Consider the following 25,141-nt stretch of genomic DNA (forward strand, 5'->3'; position numbering starts at 1 on the left):
AAACATACATGAAAGTAGTTGTTCAAAGAGTGAAACAAGCATCTGTTTCAAATGGATCTATCGAAAATAAGATAAACAAGGGTTATTGCTTGTTAGTAGGCGTAGGCAAATCATCAACTGAAGCGGATATCGATGTATTAGCGAAAAAAATCGTGAACGCACGTCTATTTGAAGATGAAGATGGCAAACTTAATCTCAACCTACAGCAAGTACAAGGCGAAGTCCTTTCTATCTCGCAATTTACACTTTATGCTGATGTAAAAAAAGGAAATAGACCAGGCTTTACAAATTCAATGCCTCCCGATAAAGCAAATGAATTTTATGAAAAGCTGAATGACGCGATACGCGCATACGGTATTAATGTATTAACTGGTGAATTTGGAACAGACATGCTTGTTAATATTGCCAACGATGGACCAGTGACGATTATATATGAAAGTCAGGATGGCAAAATCGTATGAAAACAGTCAATACTTGGTTAGAAAAACATAATTTGAAGAATTTGCCGACACTCATTGTTATGGTAGCGTTTGTCATTTTTATTTTTATGATTATTGCTTTTTTAAATCATAATGACGAAGAATCTAGTTCGATTTATGTTACAGAAGATACTGATTTAAGAACAGGCCCTAATGCAGTGTATCCTGCGATAAAATCAGTTGATCAAGGACAAAATTTTAATAAAATTGGGAAATCTGGTAAATGGATTGAAGTAGAATCAAGTAATCATAAAGATAAAGGTTGGGTAGCGGGTTGGCACACTAATCTTGATATTCAAGCAGATGCAGATCCTAACGCTAACCCTTTAAAAGATAAAACAATTGTACTTGACCCTGGTCACGGAGGTAGTGATCAGGGAGCATCAAGTAATACCAAAAAGCATAGTACTGAGAAAGTGTATACTTTGAAAACAGCGAAAGAACTCAAAACACTTTTAGAAAAAGAAGGTGCGACCGTAAATATGACGAGAAGCTCAGATACCTATGTTAGCTTAGATGACCGTAATATTAAAGGCGATGCCTATATCAGTATACACAACGATTCTTTAAAATCTTCTAAAGCCAATGGCACTACAGTATATTGGTTTAAAGATAATCAAAAAGTACTAGCCGAAACATTGAATGCTTACATACAAAAGAAAGCTTTATTAACAAATAAAGGTGCTAGACAAGAAAATTTCCAAGTATTGAGACAGACGGATGTACCAGCTGTTTTATTAGAGTTAGGCTATATCAGTAACCCCACCGATGAAAATATGATAACGAATCAATTGCATCGTCATATTGTAGAACAAGCAGTTGTTGATGGTTTAAGTGCATACTTTTCAGAATAAAAAGGTTGCATATTAATCGATAACTCGTTATTATTAGATATGAATTCTATATTAAAACCGATATCATTCTTGACTATTCTAGATGAAGAGACAGCATTTGCTAATGCGTAGAGACATAATTCGAGGCTGGAAAATTATGCTTAGTAATTTAGAAATTAGAACACAAGAAGAGGTGTTTTATGAAGATAAAGCCGTGTGACGAACGTTATTCGTATAAAGTGGGTTATAGATAGCTATATATATAACCAATTAGGGTGGCAACACGGAGATTCGTCCCTTGTATGACTGTTAAGGTCATACAAGGGTTTTTTTATTGTATAAAAGGAGAGATTTTATGATAAATATTCCTAGAGGAACACAAGATATTTTACCAGAAGAAACAAAAAAATGGCGATATATAGAAGCACGATTAGACCAATTAATGGAATTATATAATTATGAAGAAATTCGTACACCAATTTTTGAAAGTACAGAATTATTTGCACGGGGTGTCGGTGATTCCACTGATGTCGTTCAAAAAGAAATGTATACTTTTAAAGATAAAGGCGATCGCAGTATTACATTACGTCCAGAAGGGACTGCTGCTGTTGTACGTTCTTACATTGAAAATAAAATGCAAGGCTTACCTAATCAACCAGTAAAGTTATATTATAACGGGCCGATGTTCCGTTATGAACGAAAACAAAAAGGGCGCTATCGCCAATTTACCCAATTTGGTGTTGAAGCCATAGGCGCAGAGCATCCTAGTATTGATGCTGAAATATTAGCAATGGTCATGCACATTTATCAATCCTTTGGACTTAAACATTTGAAATTGGTTATCAATAGTATTGGTGATATTGATTCTCGTAAAGAATATAACAATGCTTTGGTAAAACATTTTGAACCGGTAATAGAAGATTTTTGTAAAGATTGCCAAGCACGCTTACACACTAATCCAATGAGAATTTTAGATTGTAAAGTTGATAAAGATAAAGAAGCTGTTAAAACAGCGCCACGTATAACAGAATACTTAAATGAAGATTCAAAAGCGTATTTTGCAGAAGTGAAACAACATTTAGACGATTTAGGTATTAAATATGAAGAAGACCCTAACTTAGTAAGAGGATTAGATTATTATACACACACAGCGTTTGAGCTCATGATTGATAACCCTAATTATGATGGCGCTATTACTACATTATGTGGTGGCGGCCGATATAACGGATTATTAGAATTACTTGATGGTCCTAGTCAAACTGGTATTGGTTTTGCGTTAAGTATTGAAAGACTCTTACTTGCTTTAGAAGAAGAAGGCATTGATTTGGATATGGGACATGAGTTTGATTTGTTTATCGTCACAATGGGAGAAGAAGCTGATCGATACGCAGTGAAAATTTTAAATGATTTACGCAGGGATGGTGTCAAAGCCGATAAAGATTATATGGAGCGTAAAGTTAAAGGTCAAATGAAACAGGCTGATAGATTAAATGCTAAATACACGGTAGTTATCGGAGATCAAGAATTAGAAGATAACAAAATAAATGTTAAAGATATGCAATCTGGTGAATCAGACCTGATTGAGTTAAGTAAACTTGTTAATTATTTTAAAAACTAAGGAGAAGATAGCATGAGTAAACGAACAACTTATTGTGGTTTAGTTACTGAATCACTATTAGAACAAGAAGTTATATTGAAAGGTTGGGTACACAACCGTAGAGATTTAGGTGGCCTTATCTTCGTAGACCTTCGTGACCGCGAAGGTTATGTACAAATCGTATTTAACCCAGATTTTTCAAAAGAAGCTTTACAAACAGCTGAAACGATCAGATCTGAATATGTGGTAGAAGTTAAAGGTATTGTGAAAAAACGTGATCCACAAACAGTTAATCCAAAGATTGCAACAGGACAAGTAGAAGTCCAAATTTCTGATATACAAATTATAAATAAAGCTGAAACGCCTCCGTTCGCATTAAATGAAGAAAATCAAAATGTAGATGAAAATATTAGATTAAAATACAGATATCTCGATTTAAGACGTCAAGAATTAGCACAAACTTTTAAAATGAGGCACCAAACAACACGTGCCATTAGACAATATTTAGATGCTGAAGGCTTTTATGATATTGAAACGCCAGTGTTGACAAAATCAACGCCAGAAGGCGCACGTGACTATTTAGTGCCCTCACGCGTACATGAAGGTGAATTTTATGCTTTGCCACAATCACCACAAATATTTAAACAATTGTTAATGATTAGTGGTTTTGATAAGTATTACCAAATTGTAAAATGTTTCCGTGATGAAGACTTACGTGCTGACCGTCAACCAGAATTCACCCAAGTTGATATTGAAATGAGTTTCGTTGACCAAGAAGATGTGATGGGTACAGGCGAAGAAATGTTACAAAAAGTAGTCAAAGATGTTAAAAATGTTGAAGTACCACGTCCATTCCCAAGAATGACTTATAATGAAGCAATGGATCGTTTTGGTTCAGATAAACCAGATACACGCTTTGGTATGGAATTAATAAATGTTTCAGAACTTGGTGAAATGATGGATTTCAAAGTCTTCAAAGATGCAGTGAATAATAATGGCCAAGTAAAAGCAATTGTGGCAGAAGGTGCTTCTGACAATTATACTAGAAAAGATATCGACGCGTTAACTGAATTTGTCAATATTTACGGTGCTAAGGGGTTAGCATGGGTTAAAGTGGTTGATGAAGGTTTAAATGGCCCTATAGCTAAATTCTTTGAACCAGAACATGTTGATAAACTAAAATCATTAACTGGTGCAAATTCAGGAGATTTAGTATTATTTGTAGCAGATAAACCAAGTGTTGTTGCTCAAAGTTTAGGCGCTTTAAGATTGAAATTAGCTAAAGAATTAGATTTGATTGATGAAAGTAAATTAAACTTCTTATGGGTAACAGACTGGCCTTTACTTGAATATGATGAAGACTTGAAACGTTATACAGCAGCACATCATCCATTTACTGCTCCCAAACAAGAAGATATTGAAAAATTAGATAATGAACCTGAAAATGCTCAAGCGAATGCATACGACATTGTGCTAAATGGTTATGAATTAGGTGGAGGATCTATTAGAATCCATAATGCTGATTTACAATCAAAAATGTTTGAAGTATTAGGATTTACTGAAGAACAAGCTAGAGAGCAGTTTGGTTTCTTATTAGATGCATTTAAATATGGTGCGCCACCACATGGCGGTATTGCATTAGGATTAGACCGTTTAGTGATGTTGTTGACAGGTCGCACAAATTTACGTGATACAATCGCGTTCCCTAAAACAGCTTCTGCGACGTGTTTATTAACAAACGCGCCTAGTGAAGTCTCTGAAAGTCAATTAGAAGAATTATCATTAAGAATTAGACATTAATTTTTATGGACCAAGTTTTAATTCTTGCTAAATCCAAATATTATGTTATGATACTTGCATAAGGTAGTCATCTGTAGTGTTCGTAAGTTTGCTTCATATTTGGGCCTAACACTCTTTGATCCGGGAGCCCAATAGGTTTTCTTGCAGCGCACACGCCTCTTAAGGAGGACTTGCAAAACAAGAAACAGGGCACCCACCTGTTAATAGCAGGCCGAATGATCAAGCAATTTATAACTACGGCACTCACGGACTCTATCGGTACGCAAGACTTCGGTCTTGCGTATTTTTTTATAATAAAGTTGATAAGCCGCTGTAAATCCATACATGTTAATGTTTGGTTTATAAAGTGCTTTTAAAATATAAAAAGTATAGTGTTATAATATAATAATAATAGTATTTGTTTAATAAGGAGTTTAGAGATGAAACATCAATTTTCGAGAAATGAATTGGCCTATGGTCAAGAAGGATTAGATTTATTAAAGCAGAAAACAGTTGTTGTTTTAGGCGTTGGTGGTGTCGGTTCTTTCGCAGCTGAAGCATTAGCACGTACGAATATAGGACATATTATTTTAATCGACAAAGACGATGTGGATATCACAAACGTGAATCGTCAATTACATGCGCTCACATCTACGATTGGTCAAAGTAAAGTGACATTAATGGAAGAACGTATCAAGTTAATTAATCCAGACTGTAAAGTCACTTCGCTACATATGTTTTACACGGAAGAAACATACGAGGCTTTATTTAACAACTATAATATTGATTATTTTATAGACGCGAGTGACACACTTATTTACAAGGTTCATTTAATGAAAGAATGCCTTGATAGAGGTATTTCAGTTATCTCAAGTATGGGTGCAGCAAATAAAACAGACCCAACACGTTTTCAAATTGCAGATATATCCAAAACTTATATGGATCCTATGGCCAAATTGATACGTCGTAAATTGAAAAAATTAGGTGTTTATAAAGGCGTCCCTGTAGTGTTTTCAGATGAAAGCCCAATTGTCATTAGAGAAGATGTTAAAGAAACAGTAGGAGATGCCAACGCGCCAACAAGGAAAGCCCAAATGCCTCCGTCATCCAATGCATTTGTTCCTAGTGCGGTAGGATTAATTTGTGCAAGTTATGTAATTAATGACATTTTAAAAGACATACCAGTTACACGTATCAAAGATAAAAAATAAAAAAGACCTTAAAGCTTTTCACTTTATTGTGTAAGCTTTAAGGACTTTTTTTGATGAAATAATGATGTGGCATTAGGATTATTTGTTTTTCTGTTGTGCTTTATTAATATTTTCAAATATAGTTTTAAATTGTTGTTCCGTTTTAGAAGTCATTTTTGGTGTATAATAAATTTTGTTTTTTAGCTTATCGGGTAAATATTGTTGAGATATGAATCCATTCTCATAATTATGAGGATATTTATAACCTATAGCTCTTCCGAGTTCTTTGGCACCTGAATAATGACCATCTTTTAAATAATCAGGAATTTGTCCTACATGTCCTTTACGAATGTCTGATAATGCTGCATCAATGGCAGTAATACCTGAATTAGACTTAGGTGATAAACATAATTCAATAACAGCTTGACTTAATGGGATCCTTGCTTCAGGAAAACCAAGTCGTTCGGCAGATTCAATTGCTGCTAAAGTACGTTGGCCAGCACCTGGCGAAGCCAATCCGACGTCTTCATAACTGATAACCAACAATCTCCTAACAATTGTAGGTAAGTCACCAGCTTCAATTAATCGAGCTAAATAGTGTAAAGCTGCATTAACGTCACTACCTCTAATTGATTTTTGAAATGCACTCATTACGTCATAATGCATATCCCCATCTTTATCACTGACGAATGCGCCCTTTTGTAAACAATCTTTAGCATCTTCTAAAGTAATATGTCTTTGGTTATCTGTTACTTCAGAACTGAGCACAGCTAATTCTAAAGCGTTTAGAGCACTTCTCACGTCGCCTTGACTTTGAGTTGTAAAATAATTCATCGCATCTTTATCAATTATTGGATTAAATGAAGCTAAACCTCGTTCCTCGTCATTTAACGCTCTTTCTAAAGATAATTTAACATCGTCTTCATTTAATGGATATAACTCAAAAATTTGAGCTCTTGAACGAATTGCTGGGTTGATAGCATGATAGGGATTAGAAGTAGTAGCACCAATTAATACAATTTTGCCATTCTCAAGATGGGGCAGTAAGAAATCTTGTTTCGCTTTATCTAACCGATGAATTTCATCTAGCAATAAAATGACTTGCCCGGACATTTTAGCTTCTTCAACAATCAGTTGCATATCTTTTTTAGTATTTGTAACAGCATTTAGTTGGCGAAATTTAAATTGAGTACTTCCTGAAATCGCTTTGGCAATACTTGTCTTGCCGATCCCAGGAGGACCGTAAAAAATCATAGAGGATAATCTTTTAGTTTCTACCATTCGTCGAATAATGCCTTTAGTACCAACTAAATGATCTTGTGAAATAATTTCATCAATCGTATTTGGTCTCATTCTTGAAGCGAGTGGTTCGTTCGTCACAATCTTTCACACCTTTCTAATATTATCTTAACGTAAAAAATGATAGAATGTTAATATATAGTATTCGAATTAAGTGAGGTTATATAATGAAAATATCAACAAAAGGAAGATATGGATTAACATTAATGATATCTTTAGCTAAAAAGCAAGGCCAAGGATGCGTTTCATTAAAATCTATAGCAGAAGAAAATAACTTAAGTGATCTTTATCTAGAGCAACTTGTCGGTCCATTAAGAAATGCTGGTTTAATTCGAAGTGTTCGTGGTGCAAAAGGCGGTTATCAATTAAGAGTGTCAGCTGAAGAAATTACTGCTGGCGATATTATTCGTTTATTAGAAGGACCTATTACATTTGTAGAAAGCATTGATTCTGAACCTCCTGCACAGAAACAACTTTGGATTAGAATGAGAGATGCAGTAAGAGAAGTTTTAGATAATACAACGCTACAATATTTAGCAGATTACAATGATACAAATAATTTAGATGGTTATATGTTCTATATTTAAATTATTTTAAAAATCATCTTTATTAAAGTATTTCCTATGATTTTATTGTGAAATTTTAAATAATTTTGCTTTAAATGTTTATGCTTTCAGTAATGTGGTATTTAATATATACATTGCTAAGGAGGTATTATTTATGGCAGACGAAAATAAATTTGAACAAGCAAAAGGAAATGTGAAAGAAACAGTTGGTAATGTTACCGATGATAAAAATTTAGAAAAAGAAGGCAAAGAAGATAAAACTTCTGGTAAAGCTAAAGAAGCAGTAGAAAATGCAAAAGAAAAAGCAAATGATGTTATTGATAAATTCAAAAAATAATAATCATTAACTAATACTAAATAAGGTGGTTTTACTATGGCTGGAGATTTTTTAAATAAAGCAAAGGAAACTGCAAAAAATGTTTCTGATAAATTAAAAGATACTGATAACGAAAAAGCAAAACAAGCATCTGAACAAATCGATAAATTCACTGGTGGCAGTGAAGACGATAAAAAAAATGATAAAAAAGACGACAAAAAAGATAAAAAATAATTTTTATCTTTATCGTTGTTTAAACTTATTCATCTAAATATAAAATGAGCCTGGGATATCAATGGATATCCCAGGCTCATTTTATATTTGAAATAATAGATAACTACAAAGTAAATGTATTTATATCAAGTTTTTACGCATGTATTTCAGCACTTGCGTTTTGCTATTCGTTCTTACTAATCAACCACGCTTGTATTTAAGTTCAATTAAAAGTGGATACCACATTTTTTAATTTGTTATAAGAGTCTAGCTGTGCTTTTTGATCATAGATATAGCTGATTGCCATCAGTTCATCAATATCGCCATATTCATCAATAAAAGCTTGTAATTTACTTTTCACAGTTTCTTCTGATCCAATAAGTGAGCTTTGCATGCGTTGTTTTGCTATTTCGTATTCTGTAGGTGTTAGCAGACCTCTCAAGTCATCTGTAGGAGGTTGTACTGGCTGCATTCTTCCTCGAGTAATACTTACCATCACTTGAGCCTGAGTAGTTGCAAGGTATTCAGCTTGAGCATCTGTATCAGCAACAATAGCATTTAAACATACAATGACATATGGTTCACTTAAAAACGCTGATGGTTCGAATAGCTCTTTATAAATAGCTATTGCTTCCTTCATTTGTTGTGGTGCAAAATGTCCTGCGAATACATATGGTAAACCTTTACGAGCAGCTAAATGAGCAGAATCAGTAGAAGAACCTAATATATATAGGGGCACATTTTTTCCAACTGCTGGATAAGCGCGGACGTAAGCTTGTTGATTAGCTGGGCCAAAATAAGTTGCAAGTTGTTCCACTTCTTCAGGAAATTCATATACACCGTTATGCTGATCTCTACGAAGTGCACTTGCCGTCATCATATCCGTCCCAGGTGCTCTACCTAACCCAAGGTCAACTCTATTTGGAAAAACAGTTTCCATAGTACCAAATTGCTCTGCAACAACAAGCGGTGCATGATTAGGTAACATGATGCCACCAGAACCTACTCTGATTTTTGAGGTATGCTCTAATGCGTGTTGTATTAATAACGCAGTCGCGGAACTAACAAGATTTGGCGCGTTATGATGTTCTGCAATCCAATAACGTTCATATTCTAATTCTTCTAAGTTTTGTGCTAATTTGACCATGTCATGAATCGCATCTTGGTCCGTTTGACCTTCTCTTACAGGAACCAGGTTAAGTGCAGATAATTTTATATTGCTCATTATACAGTTTCCTCCTTATGATTATTAATATATTGAAGTATAACAGTTGAATTAAAACTTGCGTAAGAAGTTGCTCACTGGTATACTATATGAAATTAAAAAGTTAGGTGGTCTTATTAAGACAATGGATAAATCTCATAAGGAACAACCAAAACAATTTATTAAATCAGAGAAAATATATGGGATATGAGTATGTCTTAATACGTAAATTAAAATATTAACACCTCACATGTATGGTGTTTCATTTATTATGGCGTGTCATATCTCCTAAGAAAGAGGGAAATGATATGTCTTTTTATTTTGCCCAAAAACCTTTTGAAATGTTTGGAAAAACACTGATTCAGTCAGTGGATTTACAATTTGAAAAGGGTGAACATATTGCTGTGATTGGTAATAATGGCGTTGGGAAAACGACTTTATTAAAAGCATTAAATAATAAGTATAAAGAAGATACTTATTTGATGGACCAAAACATGACTACCTTTGGAAACATGACGGGGATAGACTATGTAATAAGCTTAAACACAGAATTGTTTCATTTAAAACAAGCGTTAATGGATAACTATGAAAAAGTTTCAGATTATATCGCTTTAAATGGCTATGAATTTGAACAAACCATTATAACTAAAGCGAAGCAAATGGCTCTAACGGAAGCAGATCTTGACAAACCAATTAAAGTATTAAGCGGCGGCCAACAAACTAGGCTTGCTTTATTGAGAGCATTTATTTCAAACAAACCATTGATATTGCTGGACGAACCAACCAATCATTTAGACCAAGAAATGATAGACCAATTGATTAACCATATACAACAATCAAAACGCACAATCATATATGTGTCGCATCATAGAGGATTTATAGATCAGACCGCGAGTCATGTTATAGAAATAACACCCGAAAGTACAAGAAAATTTAATGGCAATTATAAGCAATACAAAGAGATAAAAGATTTAGAAAGTCAAACAGAACAACGTATATATAATAAACAACAAAAAGAAATACAAGACCTCGAACGTACGATCAAACGCGTACAAACATGGCATCATTCTGCTCAGCAAAAAGCAAGTGTACGTAATCCGATTGAACAGAAAAAGTTGAGCAAATTAGCGCAAAGGGCAAAGGTGAAGGAAAAACAATTAAACCAAAAATTACAAGAAAAATATATTCAAGAACCGAGTAAAGAAACAAAGTCATATTACTTTAGTCATCAGACTAGCCTTCCTAAACGTTTCTTAATTCGTTTTGAAGATGTTAGCGTTAATATTGATGGACAAGCTATATATAAACACGCTCATTTTGAAATGAAACAAAATGAAAATATATTACTTACTGGTCCAAATGGAAGTGGTAAATCGCTTTTCATCGCTTTGATTAGACAGCATTTATCACCAGACGAAGGTATTATAGAGATTACGCCATCGTTAAAGATAGGTTACTTTGATCAGACAAATAACAATCTAAATGAAGCAGAATCTCCATTATCAATGTTGTTAGTAAGAACTAACATAACGCGTAGCCAAGCGCAGACATTACTTGCTTCATTTAATTTTGATAAGGATCAAATCAAAAAACCAATTCGCTATTTGTCTATGGGGGAAAAAAGTCGTTTACAATTTGTATTATTATATTTTTCAGGTGCTAATTTATTAGTATTGGATGAGCCTACGAACTATTTTGATATTGTAACTCAAGATTTAATTTTAAGTATGATTCAAAGTTTTACCGGTCAAGTATTGATTGTTACACATGATTCATATTTACAATCTCAATTTAAAGCTGTACATTGGGAAATAAAAAATCAACAACTTTATAATGTATCCTTAACTCATACGCGTGAATCAAACTTAGATGAAACCCTTAAGTTACTAGGTGAATATAAATTTATAGATGAAAATGGTCATTTTGAAACAGACAACTAGAAAATTTAGTGAGTTGGTGCTATCATTGGAACATTGATAAAATTGTAAGGAGTGTCAAACATGGAAGTATATGCAGACTATGCTGCCACAACGCCAGTTAAGCAACAAGTTATAGATAAGATGATGAATATATATTCAACACATTATGGCAACCCATCTTCTATACATAGTATAGGAAGAGATGCACGTAAATATTTAGATGAATCTCGTCATATTGTAGCCAAGGAACTTAATGCAAAATCTAGCGAAGTGATATTCACAAGTGGTGCAACAGAATCAAATAACACAGCGATTAAAGGCATTGTTTATGCTCATCAGCATAAAGGGAAGCATATTATTACAAGCAAAATAGAGCATCATTCAGTACTCCATGTTTTTGAACAATTAGAGAAAGAAGGCTTTGATGTAACTTATCTTGATGTTGACGAAGAAGGTTTAGTGTCATTGAAACAGTTGCAAAATGCATTGACTGATGAAACCATACTTGTTTCAATTATGTTTGTAAACAATGAAATTGGTACAGTGCAGCCCATGTATGATATTGAAGAAGTCATTAACAATTCTAACGCATTATTCCACGTAGATGCTGTACAAGCAATAGGCCATTTAGAAGTGAATTTTCATGAATTTAATATAGACGCAATGAGTATTACAGCGCATAAATTTGGTGGCCCTAAGGGTGTTGGTGCGTTATTGTTAAAAGAAGGTACAGCGCTTAAGTTTTCTCAATTAGGTGGAGAACAAGAAACGAAAAGAAGGGCAGGTACAGAAAATGTACCCCAAATTGTCGGTTTAGCTGAAGCATTAAAGCTAGCAAATCAATATAGAGATGATAACAATGTACATTTAATGAATTTGAAAAATCAATTTCTTGTTTCATTACAAGAGCGTTCAATTCCATTTGAATTAAACGGATCAATGACAGATACGACTGGCCATATTGTCAATCTGTATTTTCCATTTATAGACGTTGAAACCATGTTAACATTGTTAGATTTATCCAATGTATATGTGTCTTCAGGATCTGCATGCACTGCTGGTTCTACAACACCTTCACATGTATTAGCGGCAATGTATAGTAACGAAGACAGAGCTCAGCATTCAGTAAGATTTAGTTTTAATGAAGCAATGACCGAACAAGAAATAAAATATATAGCTACAGAAATTCATAAAATTTATCATAAATTCAAGGAGGAAGTTTAGTTGTCAAATAAAGATACACGTGTTGTTGTCGGGATGTCAGGTGGCGTAGATAGTTCTGTAACAGCACATTTATTAAAAGAACAAGGTTACGATGTCATAGGTATTTTCATGAAGAACTGGGATGACACAGATGAAAATGGTGTTTGTACAGCAACTGAAGATTATAATGATGTCATTGCTGTTTGTAATCAAATTGGCATTCCATATTATGCAGTTAATTTTGAAAAAGAATATTGGGATAAAGTCTTTACTTATTTCTTAGATGAATATACAAAAGGACGTACGCCTAACCCTGATGTAATGTGTAATAAAGAAATTAAATTCAAAGCATTTTTAGAACATGCGCTTAAGCTAGGTGCAGATTACGTCGCAACAGGACATTATGCACGTGTACGTCGTCGTGAAGATGGTCATGTCGAAATGCTACGTGGCGTCGATAATAATAAAGACCAAACGTATTTCCTAAACCAATTGTCGCAATCTCAATTATCACGTGTGATGTTCCCGCTTGGAGATATTGATAAAAAAGAAGTTCGTAAAATTGCTGAAGAACAAGCTTTAGCAACAGCTAAGAAAAAAGATTCAACTGGTATTTGTTTTATTGGAGAACGTAATTTCAAAACGTTTTTATCTCAGTACTTACCTGCACAATCAGGTGAAATGCGTACACTAAATGGTGAAAAAATTGGTACCCATGCAGGTCTAATGTACTATACAATAGGTCAACGCCATGGTCTAGGAATTGGCGGAGATGGCGATCCTTGGTTTGTTGTAGGTAAAAATTTAAACGATAATGTATTATATGTTGAACAAGGATTCCATCACGAAGCACTTTATAGTGATTATTTGATTGCATCAGATGTTTCATTTGTAAATCCTGTTGACTTAGAAAATGGATTTGAATGTACAGCAAAATTTAGATACCGTCAAAAAGATACAAAAGTATTTGTTCAAAGAGAAAATGAAAATGCAATTCGTGTTACCTTTGACGAACCAGTTCGTGCCATTACCCCCGGTCAATCTGTTGTATTATATGATGGGGACGTTTGTTTAGGCGGCGCAACGATAGATGATGTATATAAAATATCAGGCCAACTAAGCTACGTTGTTTGATCATACGATAGATACGTTTGTAATCACGTTAACTAATAATATAAAAACCTAAGATAAGGGTTTTGTTAAGGAGTAAGCATACAAAATCAAATTTAAATTTTTTGATTTGTATCTTGCTCCTTTTTGTTGTTTATTATTCTAAAATGATACACAAATGTTATAATAAGATGCTAAGAGAGCGAGGGAATAAAATGAACCAAGAACAGATTTATAACTTGATTAAACAGGGCAATTTTGAAAAAGCATTGTCATCTTTATTTGAAAATATTGAAGCAAATCCAAAAGAGGTTGAAAATTACATCAATGCAGGTATTTTGATAGCTGAAGCGGGTGAAATAGAAAAAGCAGAGAAATTTTTCCAAAGAGCTTTAACACTTGATCCAAATAATGGTGCAATTTATTATAATTTAGCGAATGTGTATTATAATGAAGGGCGTTATAAAGAAGCCATCAAATTATACCAACAAGCGTTAAAATATCAGGTGGATATCATCGATACGAACTACATGATTGGTATGTCATTTAATCAATTAGAAGCATTTAATGAAGCATTACCATTTTTAATGACTGCTGCGGAAAAGGACAATCGACAAGATGTAGAAGTTCAATTTCAGTATGGGCTTGTTTTGTGTCATTTAGAGATGTTTGAACAAGCTATTAAGCAATTAAAGTATGTTTTAACTATAGAAAGCGACCATACAGACGCTTTATATAATTTAGGTTTAGCAACTTATATGCAAACAGAAGATACTGAGACAGCTATTCAATATTTTGAACATGCAGTTTCTATAAATCCAGAGCATTTGATGAGTCAACACGCTATCAAAACATTTAAATCTATCGCAGAGGAGGAGTAATTCAATGGATAACCCTACACTATTTAACAACTCAATGATTAAAGGTACTGTAGATGCTATCTTATTCCAGAACAAAGACAATTTTTATACTGTTTTAAAGGTAGATACGATTGAATCTAATGAAACATTTGATTCAATGCCTACAGTTGTAGGGTTCTTTCCAGAAATTGCTGAAGGCGACGTCTACACCTTTAAAGGACAAGTTGTTTCACATCCTAAGTACGGAAAACAATTAAAGGCAGAGACCTTCGAAAAAGAATTACCGCAAACCAAAGAAGCAATCGTTAGCTATTTATCGAGTGATTTATTCAAGGGTATAGGTAAAAAAACAGCACAAAATATTGTGAATGCACTTGGAGAAAACACAATTTCAGATATTTTAAATGATCCATCTGTATTAGAAAAAGTACCAAGTTTACCTAAGAAAAAGCAAAAACAAATTGCTGAACAAATTGCCAGTAATCAAGAAACAGAACAAATTATTATTCGTTTACATGACTTAGGGTTTGGTCCTAAACTTGCTATGGCCATTTATCAAGTTTATCTTGGAGATACGTTGAATGTTGTAGAAAATAAACCATATCAATTAGTATATGATGTCAAAGGTATTGGCTTTAATAAAGCTGATACGTTAGCGCGTAATGTGGGTATTCAATTTAATGATAATGAACGTTTGAAAGCTGGATTATTATATGTGTTAGAAGAAGAATGTATTAAACAAGGACATACTTATTTGCCGACTCAGAATGTATTAGAAATGACACACGATATGCTATCACAGCCACCAAGTGAAATGATTGATCGGCAACAATTAGAAGATATGGTGCAATATCTTGTTGAAGAATCGAAATTAGTTAAACAAGAAAATGAACTTGCTGTGCCAAGTTTATATTATTCAGAGTTGAAAAGTGTACAAAACTTATACCGTAATTACACATATACCAACAAATTAAAAGAAATTGAACAATCGGAATTATTGCTTGAAATTGGCGAAATTGAACAACGTAATGAGGTAACTTATGCAAATTCACAAAGAGAGGCGTTACAAACTGCAATCAATTCCAAAGTCATGCTTTTAACAGGGGGCCCTGGTACAGGGAAAACGACTGTTATTAAAGGTATTGTTGAATTATATGCAGAAATTCATGGTTTATCTCTCGATTATGATGACTATCAAAATGATGATTACCCAGTTGTATTAGCAGCACCAACTGGAAGAGCTTCAAAACGCTTGGCTGAGTCCACAGGATTAGAAGCAATGACTATACATCGTTTGATTGGATGGAACCAAGATACACAACCAGAAGATATATTAGATAATGAAATTTCGGCAAAGCTGATTATCATTGATGAAATGTCTATGGTAGATACATGGTTATTCCATCAATTTTTGAGCGCTGTCCCGATTGACGCTCAAGTTATATTAGTAGGCGATGAAGATCAATTGCCTTCAGTTGGTCCAGGGCAAGTGTTTAAAGACTTGATTGATTCTAAAGTGATACCAAGAGTCAATTTAACCGAAGTGTATAGACAACAAGATGGCTCGAGTATTATAGAACTCGCACATAGAATGAAATTAGGTGAGTCTATAGACATTACACAACGATTCCATGATCGTAACTTTATAAACTGTTCAACAGAACAAATTCCAACAGTAGTTGAAAAAGTCGTCTCAAGTGCTGTCAACAAAGGTTATGACATGAGTGATATACAAGTATTAGCTCCCATGTATAAAGGCTCTGCAGGTATTAAAAAATTAAATGCTGTATTACAAACTATTTTAAATCCTAAAGATAAAGACACACGAGAGATTGAATTTGGAGAAGTTGTTTTCAGAAAAGGAGACAAAGTATTACAACTGGTAAATAGACCGAGCGATAATATATTTAATGGTGATATAGGTGTCATTGTTGGCATATTTTGGGCAAAAGAAAACGCGTTAAATAAAGACGTTTTGGTTGTTGATTTCGATGGTAATGAGATTACATTCGTTAGAAAAGATTTATTAGAGTTGACACATGCATACTGTACATCTATTCATAAATCACAAGGTTCTGAATTTCCAATTGTAATCATGCCAATGGTTAAACAATATTATAGAATGTTACAAAAACCCATATTATATACAGGGTTAACAAGAGCAAAGCAATCGCTTGTCTTTTTGGGAGACCCAAAAGCTTTTGAAATAGGTTTGAACACACATGGCCAAGTAAGAATGACACAGTTATGTACATTTTTAAAAACGTATTTTAATAACGAAGATACTGATGAAGCGGTAGACGTTGGTGATACGTTTGATTCAACCATTGTTTTAACAGAAGAAAATATTTATAATATTAACCCGATGATTAATATGGGAGATATTTCTCCCTATGATTTTGTTGAACATTGACAACAGAGGTGAAAGTAAATACAATATAGTTGATTGTGCATAAAGATGAGTAAACTATTCTAGACATATAGAGATACACTGGTTGGTGAAAAGTGTAGATAGTATAGTTGAATGCTACTTTATGTTAATAGAAAATATACTGATTGAGTGATAAGTGATGTGAGTAATGATTTTAAAAATAGTATGCTTTTTGAGTGCAAATGTACTATAGAATCATTATGAATGCTTATAACTAGGGTGGTACCGCGAAACGTTCGTCCCTTTTGATAGGATGGGCGTTTTTTATTTTCATTTTTATCAAATAACTGATATAACTTGAGTTGAGATGGAGGAATTTTAAGTATGAAAAACTTACAAGCAAGCGAAATTAGACAAAACTTTATAGATTATTTTGTAGAGAAAGGACATATGGTTGAACCGTCTGCGCCATTAGTCCCAATTGATGATGATTCTTTATTATGGATTAACTCCGGTGTTGCGACATTAAAAAAATATTTTGACGGTAGAGAAACGCCTAAAAAGCCACGTATTGTTAATTCTCAAAAAGCGATTAGAACAAATGATATTGAGAATGTAGGTTTTACAGCAAGACATCATACATTTTTTGAAATGTTAGGAAATTTCTCAATTGGTGATTACTTTAAAAAAGAAGCGATTGAATTTGCTTGGGAATTTTTAACAAGTGAAAAATGGATGGCGATGGACCCTAAATTATTATATGTAACGATTCATCCTGAAGATACAGAAGCATATAAAATATGGAATGAAATGATAGGTTTAGAAGAAAGTAGAATTATCCGTATCGAAGGGAATTTCTGGGACATTGGAGAAGGCCCTTCAGGCCCTAATACGGAGATTTTTTATGATCGCGGGAATCAATTTGGACAAAATGACCCAGTTGAAGAAATGTATCCAGGTGGAGAAAATGAACGTTTCTTAGAAGTTTGGAATTTAGTTTTTAGTGAGTTTAACCATAATAAAGATCATACTTATACACCATTACCAAATAAAAATATTGATACAGGTATGGGTCTTGAAAGAATGGCTTCCATTGCCCAAAATGTACGTACTAATTATGAAACAGATTTGTTTATGCCTATTATACGTGAAGTTGAGGCAGTTTCGGGTAAAAAATATCTAAAGCATGATGCACATGATGTTGCATTTAAAGTGATTGCTGATCATATACGTACCATTTCATTTGCAATTGCTGATGGTGCGTTGCCTGCAAATGAAGGCAGAGGCTATGTACTACGAAGACTTTTACGTCGCGCAGTAAGATTTAGTCAATCATTAGATATTAACGAACCATTTATGTATAAATTAGTTGATATCGTCGCAGATATTATGAAGCCGTATTACCCGAATGTCCAAGAAAAAGCTGATTTTATAAAACGTGTAATTAAATCAGAAGAAGAACGTTTCCACGAAACATTAGAAGAAGGACTCGCTATATTAAATAATTTAATTGCTAAAGCACAAAATGCAACGAATGAAATAAGTGGTAAAGATGCATTTAAGTTATACGACACATATGGTTTCCCAGTTGAATTAACTGTAGAAATTGCTAATCAAGAAAATTTAACAGTTGATATGGTAACGTTCGGGGAAGAAATGCAAAAACAAAGAGATAGAGCTAGACAAGCACGTCAAAACGCACAATCAATGCAAATACAAAGCGGCGTTTTGAAGAAAATTACGACTGAAAGCAAATTTGTCGGTTATGATGTTATGGATCAAGAAACAAAAATAACTGATATTATTTTTGATGGTGAATTAGTAAATGAGGCTGAAGCTGGTGACACAATCTATTTCATTTTAGAAAAAACACCGTTCTACGCTGTTAGCGGTGGCCAAGTTGCTGATGAAGGTACGATAAGTAATGAACAATTTGAAATATATGTGGAGGAAGTTACAAAAGCGCCTAACGGTCAAAATTTACACAAAGGTGAAATACAATTTGGAACTGTCAAAGTAAATTCTGAAGTTTTGGCCAGTGTAAATCATAAAGAGCGTAGAGACATCAAAAAAAATCACAGCGCAACGCATTTATTACATGCCGCTTTAAAAGAAGTGCTTGGAGATCATGTAAACCAAGCTGGTTCACTTGTTGAGGCTGATCGTTTAAGGTTTGATTTCTCTCATTTTGGTCCTTTAACAGAGGCCGAAATAGAGCAAGTAGAGCGCAGAGTCAATGAAGAAATATGGAATAGCATAGACGTAAACATTCAAGAAATGCCAATAGAAGATGCTAAAAAGTTAGGCGCTATGGCATTATTTGGTGAAAAATATGGAGATGTCGTTCGCGTTGTAAATATGGCGCCTTTCTCTATTGAACTTTGTGGCGGTATCCATGTAAATAACACATCTGAAATAGGGTTGTTTAAAATAGTAACCGAGTCTGGAACGGGCGCAGGAGTTCGACGTATAGAAGCGTTAACTGGTAAATCAGCATTTTTATATTTAGAGACAATACAAGAACAATTTAATGCTGTCAAAGCTCAAGTCAAAGTGAAATCTGATGAACAAGTATTAGAAAAAGTTATGCAAATGCAAACAGACGAAAAAGAGTTGTCTAAACAACTTGAACAAAAAAACAAAGAGATTACTTCATTAAAAATGGGTGATGTAACGAATCAAGTTGAAGAAGTTAATGGATTTAAAGTACTTGCTACCGAAGTAGAAGTAGCAAATGCGAAAGCAATTCGAGAAACAATGGATGATTTTAAATCTAAACTTCAAGACACGATTATTATTCTAATCAGTAATATAGATGGAAAAGTATCGCTAGTTGCAACCGTACCTAAAGATTTAACAGATCGTGTTAAAGCTGGTGACATTATTAAAAATATGGCGCCAATCGTAGGTGGTAAAGGTGGTGGCCGTCCTGATATGGCTCAGGGTGGAGGAACACAACCTGAAAACATAACAGAATCATTACGTTTCATTAAAGATTACATTAAATCTCTATAAGTTCAATGCATTGTAATGTAGAATATACAATAAGAACTTTTTTACTCGAACAAAGGAGTGTTAAAAAAATGGAAAACTTTGATAAAACAATGAAATTTAATTATGATGAAATTCCAAAAGAAGATGTCAAAACAGTACTTCAAAATGTCTATAATACGCTTAATGAACGTGGTTATAATCCGGTTAACCAAATAGTCGGCTATTTACTATCAGGCGACCCAGCTTATATCCCGCGTAATAATGAAGCTAGAAACCAAATACGTCGAATTGATCGTGATGATATTATGGAAGAATTAGTTTCGAATTATTTACAAGAGAATTCCAATTAATATATGTTAAAACATAAAATATTAGGCTTAGATGTAGGAAGTAAAACTGTTGGCATTGCTGTTAGTGATCTCATGGGTTGGACAGCCCAAGGATTAGATACACTCCATATAAACGAAGATAAGAATGAATTAGGTATAGATAGATTAGTAAATATAATAGAGAAAGAGAAAGTTGGGACCGTTGTTATAGGTTTACCAAAAAATATGAACAATTCTATTGGATTTCGAGGCGAGGCTTCGTTACAATACAAGGAGCAACTTCAAGAAGCATTGCCATCTGTAGAGATTATCATGTGGGATGAGCGTTTAAGTACCATGGCCGCAGAACGTTCTTTACTTGAAGCTGATGTTTCTAGACAAAAACGAAAAAAAGTAATAGATAAAATGGCTGCCGTATTTATATTACAAGGCTATTTAGATTCTATACAATAAAAAGGAGCGTTTTATAATGACTGAACACAACCATGAATCTGAATTAGAAATCAATAACCAAGAGGAATTATTAACTTTATATGACGAAGATGGAAATGAAGTACTATATCGCAAAGTTTTAGAATTTTTCCATCCAGAATTCAAAAAAGAGTATGTTATTCTTGCTGAAGAAGGCGCAGAATCAGATGATGATGATCTCATTGAATTAGTACCAATGATTAATGATCCAGATGAAGATGGAGAAGGTGGAAAATTCTTACCTGTGGAAACAGATGAAGAATGGGATATGATTGAAGAAGTAGTTAATACCGAAATGGACGATCACGATCATAATCACGAATAATTTTTATATAGATTAAAATATTTGTATATAACTTTAAAAATACAATGTTTGGGTGTGATACCCACACTTAACATCAATGCACTTTCATTTTTGAATGAAGGTGCATTTTTTATATTCAAAGTTTCACGATTAGAAACATACTACGTGTTTGTTTCAATTATAGTTCGACTTTGTAGTAATTATAAATGTACACGCCAACTTTTATATTTTTCTAGTTATCAACAAACCTTGAGAGTAAAATTTTTCAACTTGCTCTAATTTACTGGTGTAGGTTATCAATAGAAGAATAAGTGTAAATATAATTTTTCTATCTTTTGTATTAATACCCAACTTGTTAGAAATTATAAGTGTAGGACTGTGTTAGTAAACACAATTTACACTTATAATCTATGTAGCTTTGTGGTAAAATATATAAAGCTAAAATTAAATCATAAGAAATGATTTCAAAGCATTTTATAATAAATCTATTTAGTATTTCATAATATAAAAACATAGTATGCGTTTATGAATTAAATATAATCAGTCACAGTAACCTTGACTGATTATATTTAATTTGTAAAAAACGCTTGAATCATTTTACGTTGAAGGAAGTTTTAAAATGAATAATAACCAGTCATATTTATTAGAATTGCATAAACAAAATGCTGAACCGATTGAAATGCTTAGGCAATACGCCGAAGCAAATCAAGTTCCTATTGTTGATAGGCTTACATTAGAAATGATAAAACAGCTTATTCGATTACATAAACCACAGCGCATTTTAGAAATTGGTACTGCTATTGCATATAGCAGTATGCAGTTCGCTTCTGTTTCTAATAAAATTAAAGTTACTACAATTGAGCGTAATAGTGAAATGCAATTAAAAGCTAAAGAAAACATTATAAAATTTGGATATGGAGAACAAATTGAATTGGTGGAAGAAGATGCACTAGAAGCATTTGACAACATTAAACACTTTTCATTTGATATGATTTTTATTGATGCTGCGAAAGCACAATCCAAAAAATTCTTTACGCTTTACGCCCCTTTATTGAAAGAGGGCGGCGTTATTGTCACTGATAATGTGCTGTATCATGGTTTTGTTTCAGACATTTCAGTAGTACGAAGTAGAAATGTAAAGCAGATGGTAAAAAAAGTGCAACAGTATAACGAATGGCTTATGGCTCAACCTGACTTTACTACTAATTTCTTAAATATGGATGATGGGTTAGCTATTTCAATTAAAGGAGAATCAAAATGACAGAACTATTAGTGACACCTAAATCTGTTAAACACATTGAAGTATTAATTGAAAAAGGCGCAGATGCTTTCGTCATTGGGGAACAAAAATTTGGCCTAAGGTTAGCTGGAGAATTTAAAAAAGAAGCTATGAAAGAAGCAGTAGAATTAATACATAGTCACGGAAAAAAGGTCTACGCAGCAGTTAATGGTATCTTTCACAATTACCATTTAAACGCAGTAGAAGCATATATCAACTTTTTGCATGAAATTAGAGTCGATCGTATTATTTTTGGAGATCCTGCAGTGGTTATGTATGTCAAAGAACAAGAAAACCCAATACCACTAAATTGGGATGCAGAAGCATTAGTGACGAATTATTTTCAATGTAATTATTGGGGAAGAAAAGGTGCAAAACGTGCGCAACTAGCCAGAGAACTTAGTTTAGATGAAATTTTAAATATTAAAAAACATGCCGATGTTGAAATTGAAGTTCAAGTACACGGCATGACTTGCATGTTCCAATCTAAACGCATGCTTTTAGGTAATTACTTTACTTTCCAAGAACGTCAAATGAAAATTCAAAGAAACAAAGAAGCGAATGAATTATTATTATATGATGCAGAACGTGATAATAAATATCCAGTTTTTGAAGATTATAATGGGACACATATTATGTCTCCGAATGATATATGTTTGATTGAAGAATTAGAACCCCTTTTAGCAAATGGTATAGATGCATTAAAAATCGATGGTGTATTACAAACGGAAACATATATCAATGTTTGTACAGAGCAATATAGAGAAGCTATTGATTTATACAATGAAGATCCAGAAGCTTATGAGGATGAAAAATTTATGCTTGTCGATCCTATTGAAGCGATACAACCAGAACACCGTCCATTTGATGAAGGTTTCTTATATAAACAAACTGTATATTAAGGGAGGTATATGAGGATGAAAATCTTAGAAGAAGTTGTAGAAAAAAGCAAAAATAAAATGAAAAAACCTGAGCTTCTTGCCCCCGCTGGTAATTTAGAAAAACTAAAAATAGCTGTTCATTATGGTGCTGATGCTGTATTTTTAGGTGGGCAAGCGTACGGTTTGAGATCTAACGCTGACAATTTTACCATGGAAGAAATAGTTGAAGGCGTATCATTCGCAAACCAATATGGAGCCAAAATATATGTAACTACGAATATTATTGCTCATGATGAAAATATAGAGGGATTAGATCAATATTTACAAGATTTAGAGTCAACTGGTGCTACCGGCATCATTGTAGCGGATCCGCTGATCATTGAAACATGTAAACGTGTCGCGCCTAAATTAGAAATACATCTATCTACACAACAATCACTTTCGAATTATAAAGCTGTTGAATTTTGGAAACAGGAAGGCTTGGATCGTGTTGTCTTAGCTCGTGAAACAGGTGCTATGGAAATGAGAGAAATGAAAGAGAAAGTTGATATTGAAATTGAATCTTTTATACATGGTGCAATGTGTATTGCTTATTCTGGAAGATGTACTTTAAGTAATCATATGACAGCACGTGATTCTAACAGAGGCGGGTGTTGTCAAAGTTGTCGCTGGGATTATGATTTATTAGAAGTAGATGAAGATGGCGAGTTAGATTTGTATTACGATGAGAATGAAGCCACACCATTTGCAATGAGTCCAAAAGATTTGAAATTGATTGAGTCCATCCCTAAAATGATGGATATTGGTGTAGATTCGCTTAAAATTGAAGGACGAATGAAGTCAATACATTATATCGCTACAGTAGTCTCAGTATATAGAAAAGTGATAGATGCATACGCTGAAGATCCAGATAACTTTAAAATTCAGCCTGAATGGTTAATTGAGTTAGACAAATGCGCTAATAGAGACACCGCGCCTGCATTTATAGAGGGGACGCCAGGTTATGAAGAGCAAATGTATGGTCAACAAAATAAAAAAAACGCTGCATACGATTTCTGTGGATTAGTTTTGGATTATGACAAGATTTCGAAAATAGCTACTATACAGCAACGAAATAAATTTGAACCTGGGCAAGAAATAGAGTTTTTTGGTCCTGAAATTAATACATTTAGACAAGTTGTTGAGACTATTTATGATGAAGAAGGTAATGAACTTGATGCTGCACGGCACCCATTACAAATCGTGCAAATTAAAGTTGACCATCCAATTTATACCAACAACATGATGAGAAAGGAAATTGGATAATGAAAGGTACGACAATAATTGGAATTGCTGGTGGTTCAGGTTCAGGTAAAACCTCAGTAACTAACGAAATAATGAAAAATTTAGAAGGTCATAGTGTTGCATTATTAGCGCAAGACTATTATTATAAGGACCAATCCCATTTAAGTTTTGAAGAACGTTTAGAAACGAATTATGACCATCCATTTGCTTTTGATAATGATTTATTAATTGAAAATTTAAACGATTTGAGAAACGGTAAGCAGATTGAAGTGCCCACTTATGATTATACAAATCATACTCGAAGCGATGAAACGATTGCATTTAAACCAAAAGATGTTATTATCGTAGAAGGTATATTTGCGCTTGAAAATAAAATGTTAAGAGATTTAATGGATGTTAAGATTTATGTTGATACGGACGCAGATTTACGAATCTTGCGACGCTTGCTTCGTGATACTGAAGAAAGAGGACGTACAATGGATTCGGTAATCAATCAATATCTAAATGTAGTTCGACCAATGCACAACCAATTTATCGAACCTACTAAAAGATATGCGGATATTATTATCCCAGAAGGTGGAAGTAATAAAGTGGCTATCGATATAATGACAACAAAAATCCAAACATTAGTTAGTACACAATAGTATTTTAGTAAAGGAA

Annotated in this window: 23 protein-coding genes and 1 other RNA gene; 22 read left to right on the forward strand and 2 right to left on the reverse strand. The window is 33.5% G+C overall.

The features are described from left to right. Positions 1 to 8: 8 nt before the first annotated feature. From dtd to IEU88_RS04130, 6 genes are all read left to right on the forward strand, one after another. The gene (dtd, locus tag IEU88_RS04105) at positions 9 to 461 is read left to right on the forward strand and encodes a D-aminoacyl-tRNA deacylase (protein ID WP_096809326.1); all 453 of its coding nucleotides are present in this window, start codon (positions 9 to 11) and stop codon (positions 459 to 461) included. Then, complete coding sequence (locus IEU88_RS04110) at positions 458 to 1,333, forward strand: N-acetylmuramoyl-L-alanine amidase family protein (protein WP_096823791.1); 876 nt, start codon at positions 458 to 460, stop codon at positions 1,331 to 1,333. Before dtd ends, IEU88_RS04110 begins: the two co-directional genes overlap by 4 nt. Positions 1,334 to 1,667: 334 nt before the next feature. Then, a complete protein-coding gene (gene hisS, locus IEU88_RS04115; RefSeq protein ID WP_096809330.1) occupies positions 1,668 to 2,930 on the forward strand; it encodes a histidine--tRNA ligase in 1,263 nt (420 codons plus the stop codon). A gap of 12 nt (positions 2,931 to 2,942) precedes the next feature. Further along, on the forward strand, positions 2,943 to 4,709 hold the full coding sequence (gene aspS, locus IEU88_RS04120; protein ID WP_096809332.1) for an aspartate--tRNA ligase: 1,767 nt from the start codon (positions 2,943 to 2,945) through the stop codon (positions 4,707 to 4,709). Between the two features lie 65 nt (positions 4,710 to 4,774). Further along, positions 4,775 to 4,965, forward strand: a non-coding RNA gene (gene ssrS / locus IEU88_RS04125) — 6S RNA. A gap of 163 nt (positions 4,966 to 5,128) precedes the next feature. Further along, the gene (locus tag IEU88_RS04130; protein WP_096809333.1) at positions 5,129 to 5,899 is read left to right on the forward strand and encodes a tRNA threonylcarbamoyladenosine dehydratase; all 771 of its coding nucleotides are present in this window, start codon (positions 5,129 to 5,131) and stop codon (positions 5,897 to 5,899) included. 78 nt (positions 5,900 to 5,977) lie between these two features. On the opposite strand, the gene IEU88_RS04135 is transcribed toward IEU88_RS04130, so the two are convergent. Beyond that, complete coding sequence (locus IEU88_RS04135) at positions 5,978 to 7,258, reverse strand: replication-associated recombination protein A (protein WP_170006942.1); 1,281 nt, start codon at positions 7,256 to 7,258, stop codon at positions 5,978 to 5,980. 86 nt (positions 7,259 to 7,344) lie between these two features. Here IEU88_RS04135 and cymR point away from each other — a divergent pair, with 86 nt between their 5' ends. The 3 genes from cymR (at position 7,345) to IEU88_RS04150 (ending at position 8,293) form a co-directional block, all read left to right on the forward strand. Further along, positions 7,345 to 7,764: a cysteine metabolism transcriptional regulator CymR gene (gene cymR / locus IEU88_RS04140; protein ID WP_096809336.1), complete on the forward strand. Its 420-nt coding sequence runs from the start codon at positions 7,345 to 7,347 to the stop codon at positions 7,762 to 7,764. 133 nt (positions 7,765 to 7,897) lie between these two features. Beyond that, positions 7,898 to 8,080, forward strand: coding sequence for a CsbD family protein (locus tag IEU88_RS04145; RefSeq protein WP_096809338.1), 183 nt, complete (start codon positions 7,898 to 7,900; stop codon positions 8,078 to 8,080). A 36-nt stretch (positions 8,081 to 8,116) separates the two neighbouring features. Beyond that, positions 8,117 to 8,293, forward strand: coding sequence for a hypothetical protein (locus tag IEU88_RS04150; RefSeq protein WP_170006813.1), 177 nt, complete (start codon positions 8,117 to 8,119; stop codon positions 8,291 to 8,293). Between the two features lie 202 nt (positions 8,294 to 8,495). Here IEU88_RS04150 and IEU88_RS04155 read toward each other — a convergent pair whose 3' ends face one another. Beyond that, positions 8,496 to 9,497 (reverse strand): LLM class flavin-dependent oxidoreductase, encoded by a 1,002-nt coding sequence (locus tag IEU88_RS04155; protein WP_096809340.1) that lies wholly within the window; start codon positions 9,495 to 9,497, stop codon positions 8,496 to 8,498. 287 nt (positions 9,498 to 9,784) lie between these two features. Here IEU88_RS04155 and sal(E) point away from each other — a divergent pair, with 287 nt between their 5' ends. From sal(E) to udk, 13 genes are all read left to right on the forward strand, one after another. Continuing rightward, complete coding sequence (gene sal(E), locus IEU88_RS04160) at positions 9,785 to 11,416, forward strand: ABC-F type ribosomal protection protein Sal(E) (RefSeq protein ID WP_103372670.1); 1,632 nt, start codon at positions 9,785 to 9,787, stop codon at positions 11,414 to 11,416. 60 nt (positions 11,417 to 11,476) lie between these two features. Further along, positions 11,477 to 12,619, forward strand: coding sequence for a cysteine desulfurase family protein (locus IEU88_RS04165; RefSeq protein WP_096809344.1), 1,143 nt, complete (start codon positions 11,477 to 11,479; stop codon positions 12,617 to 12,619). After that, entirely contained in the window at positions 12,620 to 13,732 is a 1,113-nt protein-coding gene (mnmA, locus tag IEU88_RS04170; protein ID WP_103372671.1) for a tRNA 2-thiouridine(34) synthase MnmA, read from the forward strand. Positions 13,733 to 13,923: 191 nt separating this feature from the next. Further along, positions 13,924 to 14,589, forward strand: a complete 666-nt coding sequence (locus tag IEU88_RS04175) for a tetratricopeptide repeat protein (RefSeq protein ID WP_103372672.1) — start codon at positions 13,924 to 13,926, stop codon at positions 14,587 to 14,589. Positions 14,590 to 14,593: 4 nt separating this feature from the next. Further along, positions 14,594 to 16,981, forward strand: a complete 2,388-nt coding sequence (recD2, locus tag IEU88_RS04180; protein ID WP_096809350.1) for an SF1B family DNA helicase RecD2 — start codon at positions 14,594 to 14,596, stop codon at positions 16,979 to 16,981. Positions 16,982 to 17,323: 342 nt separating this feature from the next. Beyond that, a complete protein-coding gene (gene alaS, locus IEU88_RS04185; RefSeq protein ID WP_103372673.1) occupies positions 17,324 to 19,954 on the forward strand; it encodes an alanine--tRNA ligase in 2,631 nt (876 codons plus the stop codon). Positions 19,955 to 20,022: 68 nt separating this feature from the next. Further along, on the forward strand, positions 20,023 to 20,283 hold the full coding sequence (locus IEU88_RS04190; RefSeq protein WP_096809354.1) for an IreB family regulatory phosphoprotein: 261 nt from the start codon (positions 20,023 to 20,025) through the stop codon (positions 20,281 to 20,283). Positions 20,284 to 20,286: 3 nt separating this feature from the next. Further along, the gene (gene ruvX / locus IEU88_RS04195; RefSeq protein ID WP_096809356.1) at positions 20,287 to 20,715 is read left to right on the forward strand and encodes a Holliday junction resolvase RuvX; all 429 of its coding nucleotides are present in this window, start codon (positions 20,287 to 20,289) and stop codon (positions 20,713 to 20,715) included. Positions 20,716 to 20,731: 16 nt separating this feature from the next. Further along, positions 20,732 to 21,058, forward strand: a complete 327-nt coding sequence (locus IEU88_RS04200) for a DUF1292 domain-containing protein (protein WP_096809359.1) — start codon at positions 20,732 to 20,734, stop codon at positions 21,056 to 21,058. A gap of 598 nt (positions 21,059 to 21,656) precedes the next feature. Beyond that, positions 21,657 to 22,298, forward strand: a complete 642-nt coding sequence (locus tag IEU88_RS04205; RefSeq protein WP_103373627.1) for an O-methyltransferase — start codon at positions 21,657 to 21,659, stop codon at positions 22,296 to 22,298. Then, positions 22,295 to 23,218 carry a peptidase U32 family protein gene (locus IEU88_RS04210; protein ID WP_096809364.1) on the forward strand — a complete coding sequence of 308 codons (924 nt, stop codon included), beginning with the start codon at positions 22,295 to 22,297 and terminating at the stop codon, positions 23,216 to 23,218. The genes IEU88_RS04205 and IEU88_RS04210 overlap by 4 nt, the downstream gene beginning before the upstream one ends. 15 nt (positions 23,219 to 23,233) lie before the next feature. Beyond that, complete coding sequence (locus IEU88_RS04215) at positions 23,234 to 24,502, forward strand: peptidase U32 family protein (RefSeq protein WP_096809366.1); 1,269 nt, start codon at positions 23,234 to 23,236, stop codon at positions 24,500 to 24,502. Further along, a complete protein-coding gene (gene udk / locus IEU88_RS04220) occupies positions 24,502 to 25,125 on the forward strand; it encodes a uridine kinase (RefSeq protein ID WP_096809368.1) in 624 nt (207 codons plus the stop codon). The genes IEU88_RS04215 and udk overlap by 1 nt, the downstream gene beginning before the upstream one ends. Positions 25,126 to 25,141 lie beyond the last annotated feature (16 nt).

Source organism: Staphylococcus nepalensis, from assembly GCF_014635045.1.
Taxonomy (GTDB): domain Bacteria; phylum Bacillota; class Bacilli; order Staphylococcales; family Staphylococcaceae; genus Staphylococcus; species Staphylococcus nepalensis.

Excerpts from the sequence above, each read along its gene's own strand:
- hisS (WP_096809330.1), top strand. The coding sequence starts at position 1,668 with ATGATAAATATTCCTAGAGGAACACAAGATATTTTACCAGAAGAAACA.
- IEU88_RS04175 (WP_103372672.1), top strand. The coding sequence starts at position 13,924 with ATGAACCAAGAACAGATTTATAACTTGATTAAACAGGGCAATTTTGAA.
- udk (WP_096809368.1), top strand. The coding sequence starts at position 24,502 with ATGAAAGGTACGACAATAATTGGAATTGCTGGTGGTTCAGGTTCAGGT.
- recD2 (WP_096809350.1), top strand. The coding sequence starts at position 14,594 with ATGGATAACCCTACACTATTTAACAACTCAATGATTAAAGGTACTGTA.
- IEU88_RS04215 (WP_096809366.1), top strand. The coding sequence starts at position 23,234 with ATGAAAATCTTAGAAGAAGTTGTAGAAAAAAGCAAAAATAAAATGAAA.
- aspS (WP_096809332.1), top strand. The coding sequence starts at position 2,943 with ATGAGTAAACGAACAACTTATTGTGGTTTAGTTACTGAATCACTATTA.
- IEU88_RS04110 (WP_096823791.1), top strand. The coding sequence starts at position 458 with ATGAAAACAGTCAATACTTGGTTAGAAAAACATAATTTGAAGAATTTG.
- dtd (WP_096809326.1), top strand. The coding sequence starts at position 9 with ATGAAAGTAGTTGTTCAAAGAGTGAAACAAGCATCTGTTTCAAATGGA.
- IEU88_RS04130 (WP_096809333.1), top strand. The coding sequence starts at position 5,129 with ATGAAACATCAATTTTCGAGAAATGAATTGGCCTATGGTCAAGAAGGA.
- IEU88_RS04150 (WP_170006813.1), top strand. The coding sequence starts at position 8,117 with ATGGCTGGAGATTTTTTAAATAAAGCAAAGGAAACTGCAAAAAATGTT.
- cymR (WP_096809336.1), top strand. The coding sequence starts at position 7,345 with ATGAAAATATCAACAAAAGGAAGATATGGATTAACATTAATGATATCT.
- ruvX (WP_096809356.1), top strand. The coding sequence starts at position 20,287 with ATGTTAAAACATAAAATATTAGGCTTAGATGTAGGAAGTAAAACTGTT.
- IEU88_RS04145 (WP_096809338.1), top strand. The coding sequence starts at position 7,898 with ATGGCAGACGAAAATAAATTTGAACAAGCAAAAGGAAATGTGAAAGAA.
- IEU88_RS04165 (WP_096809344.1), top strand. The coding sequence starts at position 11,477 with ATGGAAGTATATGCAGACTATGCTGCCACAACGCCAGTTAAGCAACAA.
- IEU88_RS04205 (WP_103373627.1), top strand. The coding sequence starts at position 21,657 with ATGAATAATAACCAGTCATATTTATTAGAATTGCATAAACAAAATGCT.
- IEU88_RS04210 (WP_096809364.1), top strand. The coding sequence starts at position 22,295 with ATGACAGAACTATTAGTGACACCTAAATCTGTTAAACACATTGAAGTA.
- alaS (WP_103372673.1), top strand. The coding sequence starts at position 17,324 with ATGAAAAACTTACAAGCAAGCGAAATTAGACAAAACTTTATAGATTAT.
- IEU88_RS04155 (WP_096809340.1), bottom strand. The coding sequence starts at position 9,497 with ATGAGCAATATAAAATTATCTGCACTTAACCTGGTTCCTGTAAGAGAA.
- IEU88_RS04190 (WP_096809354.1), top strand. The coding sequence starts at position 20,023 with ATGGAAAACTTTGATAAAACAATGAAATTTAATTATGATGAAATTCCA.
- IEU88_RS04200 (WP_096809359.1), top strand. The coding sequence starts at position 20,732 with ATGACTGAACACAACCATGAATCTGAATTAGAAATCAATAACCAAGAG.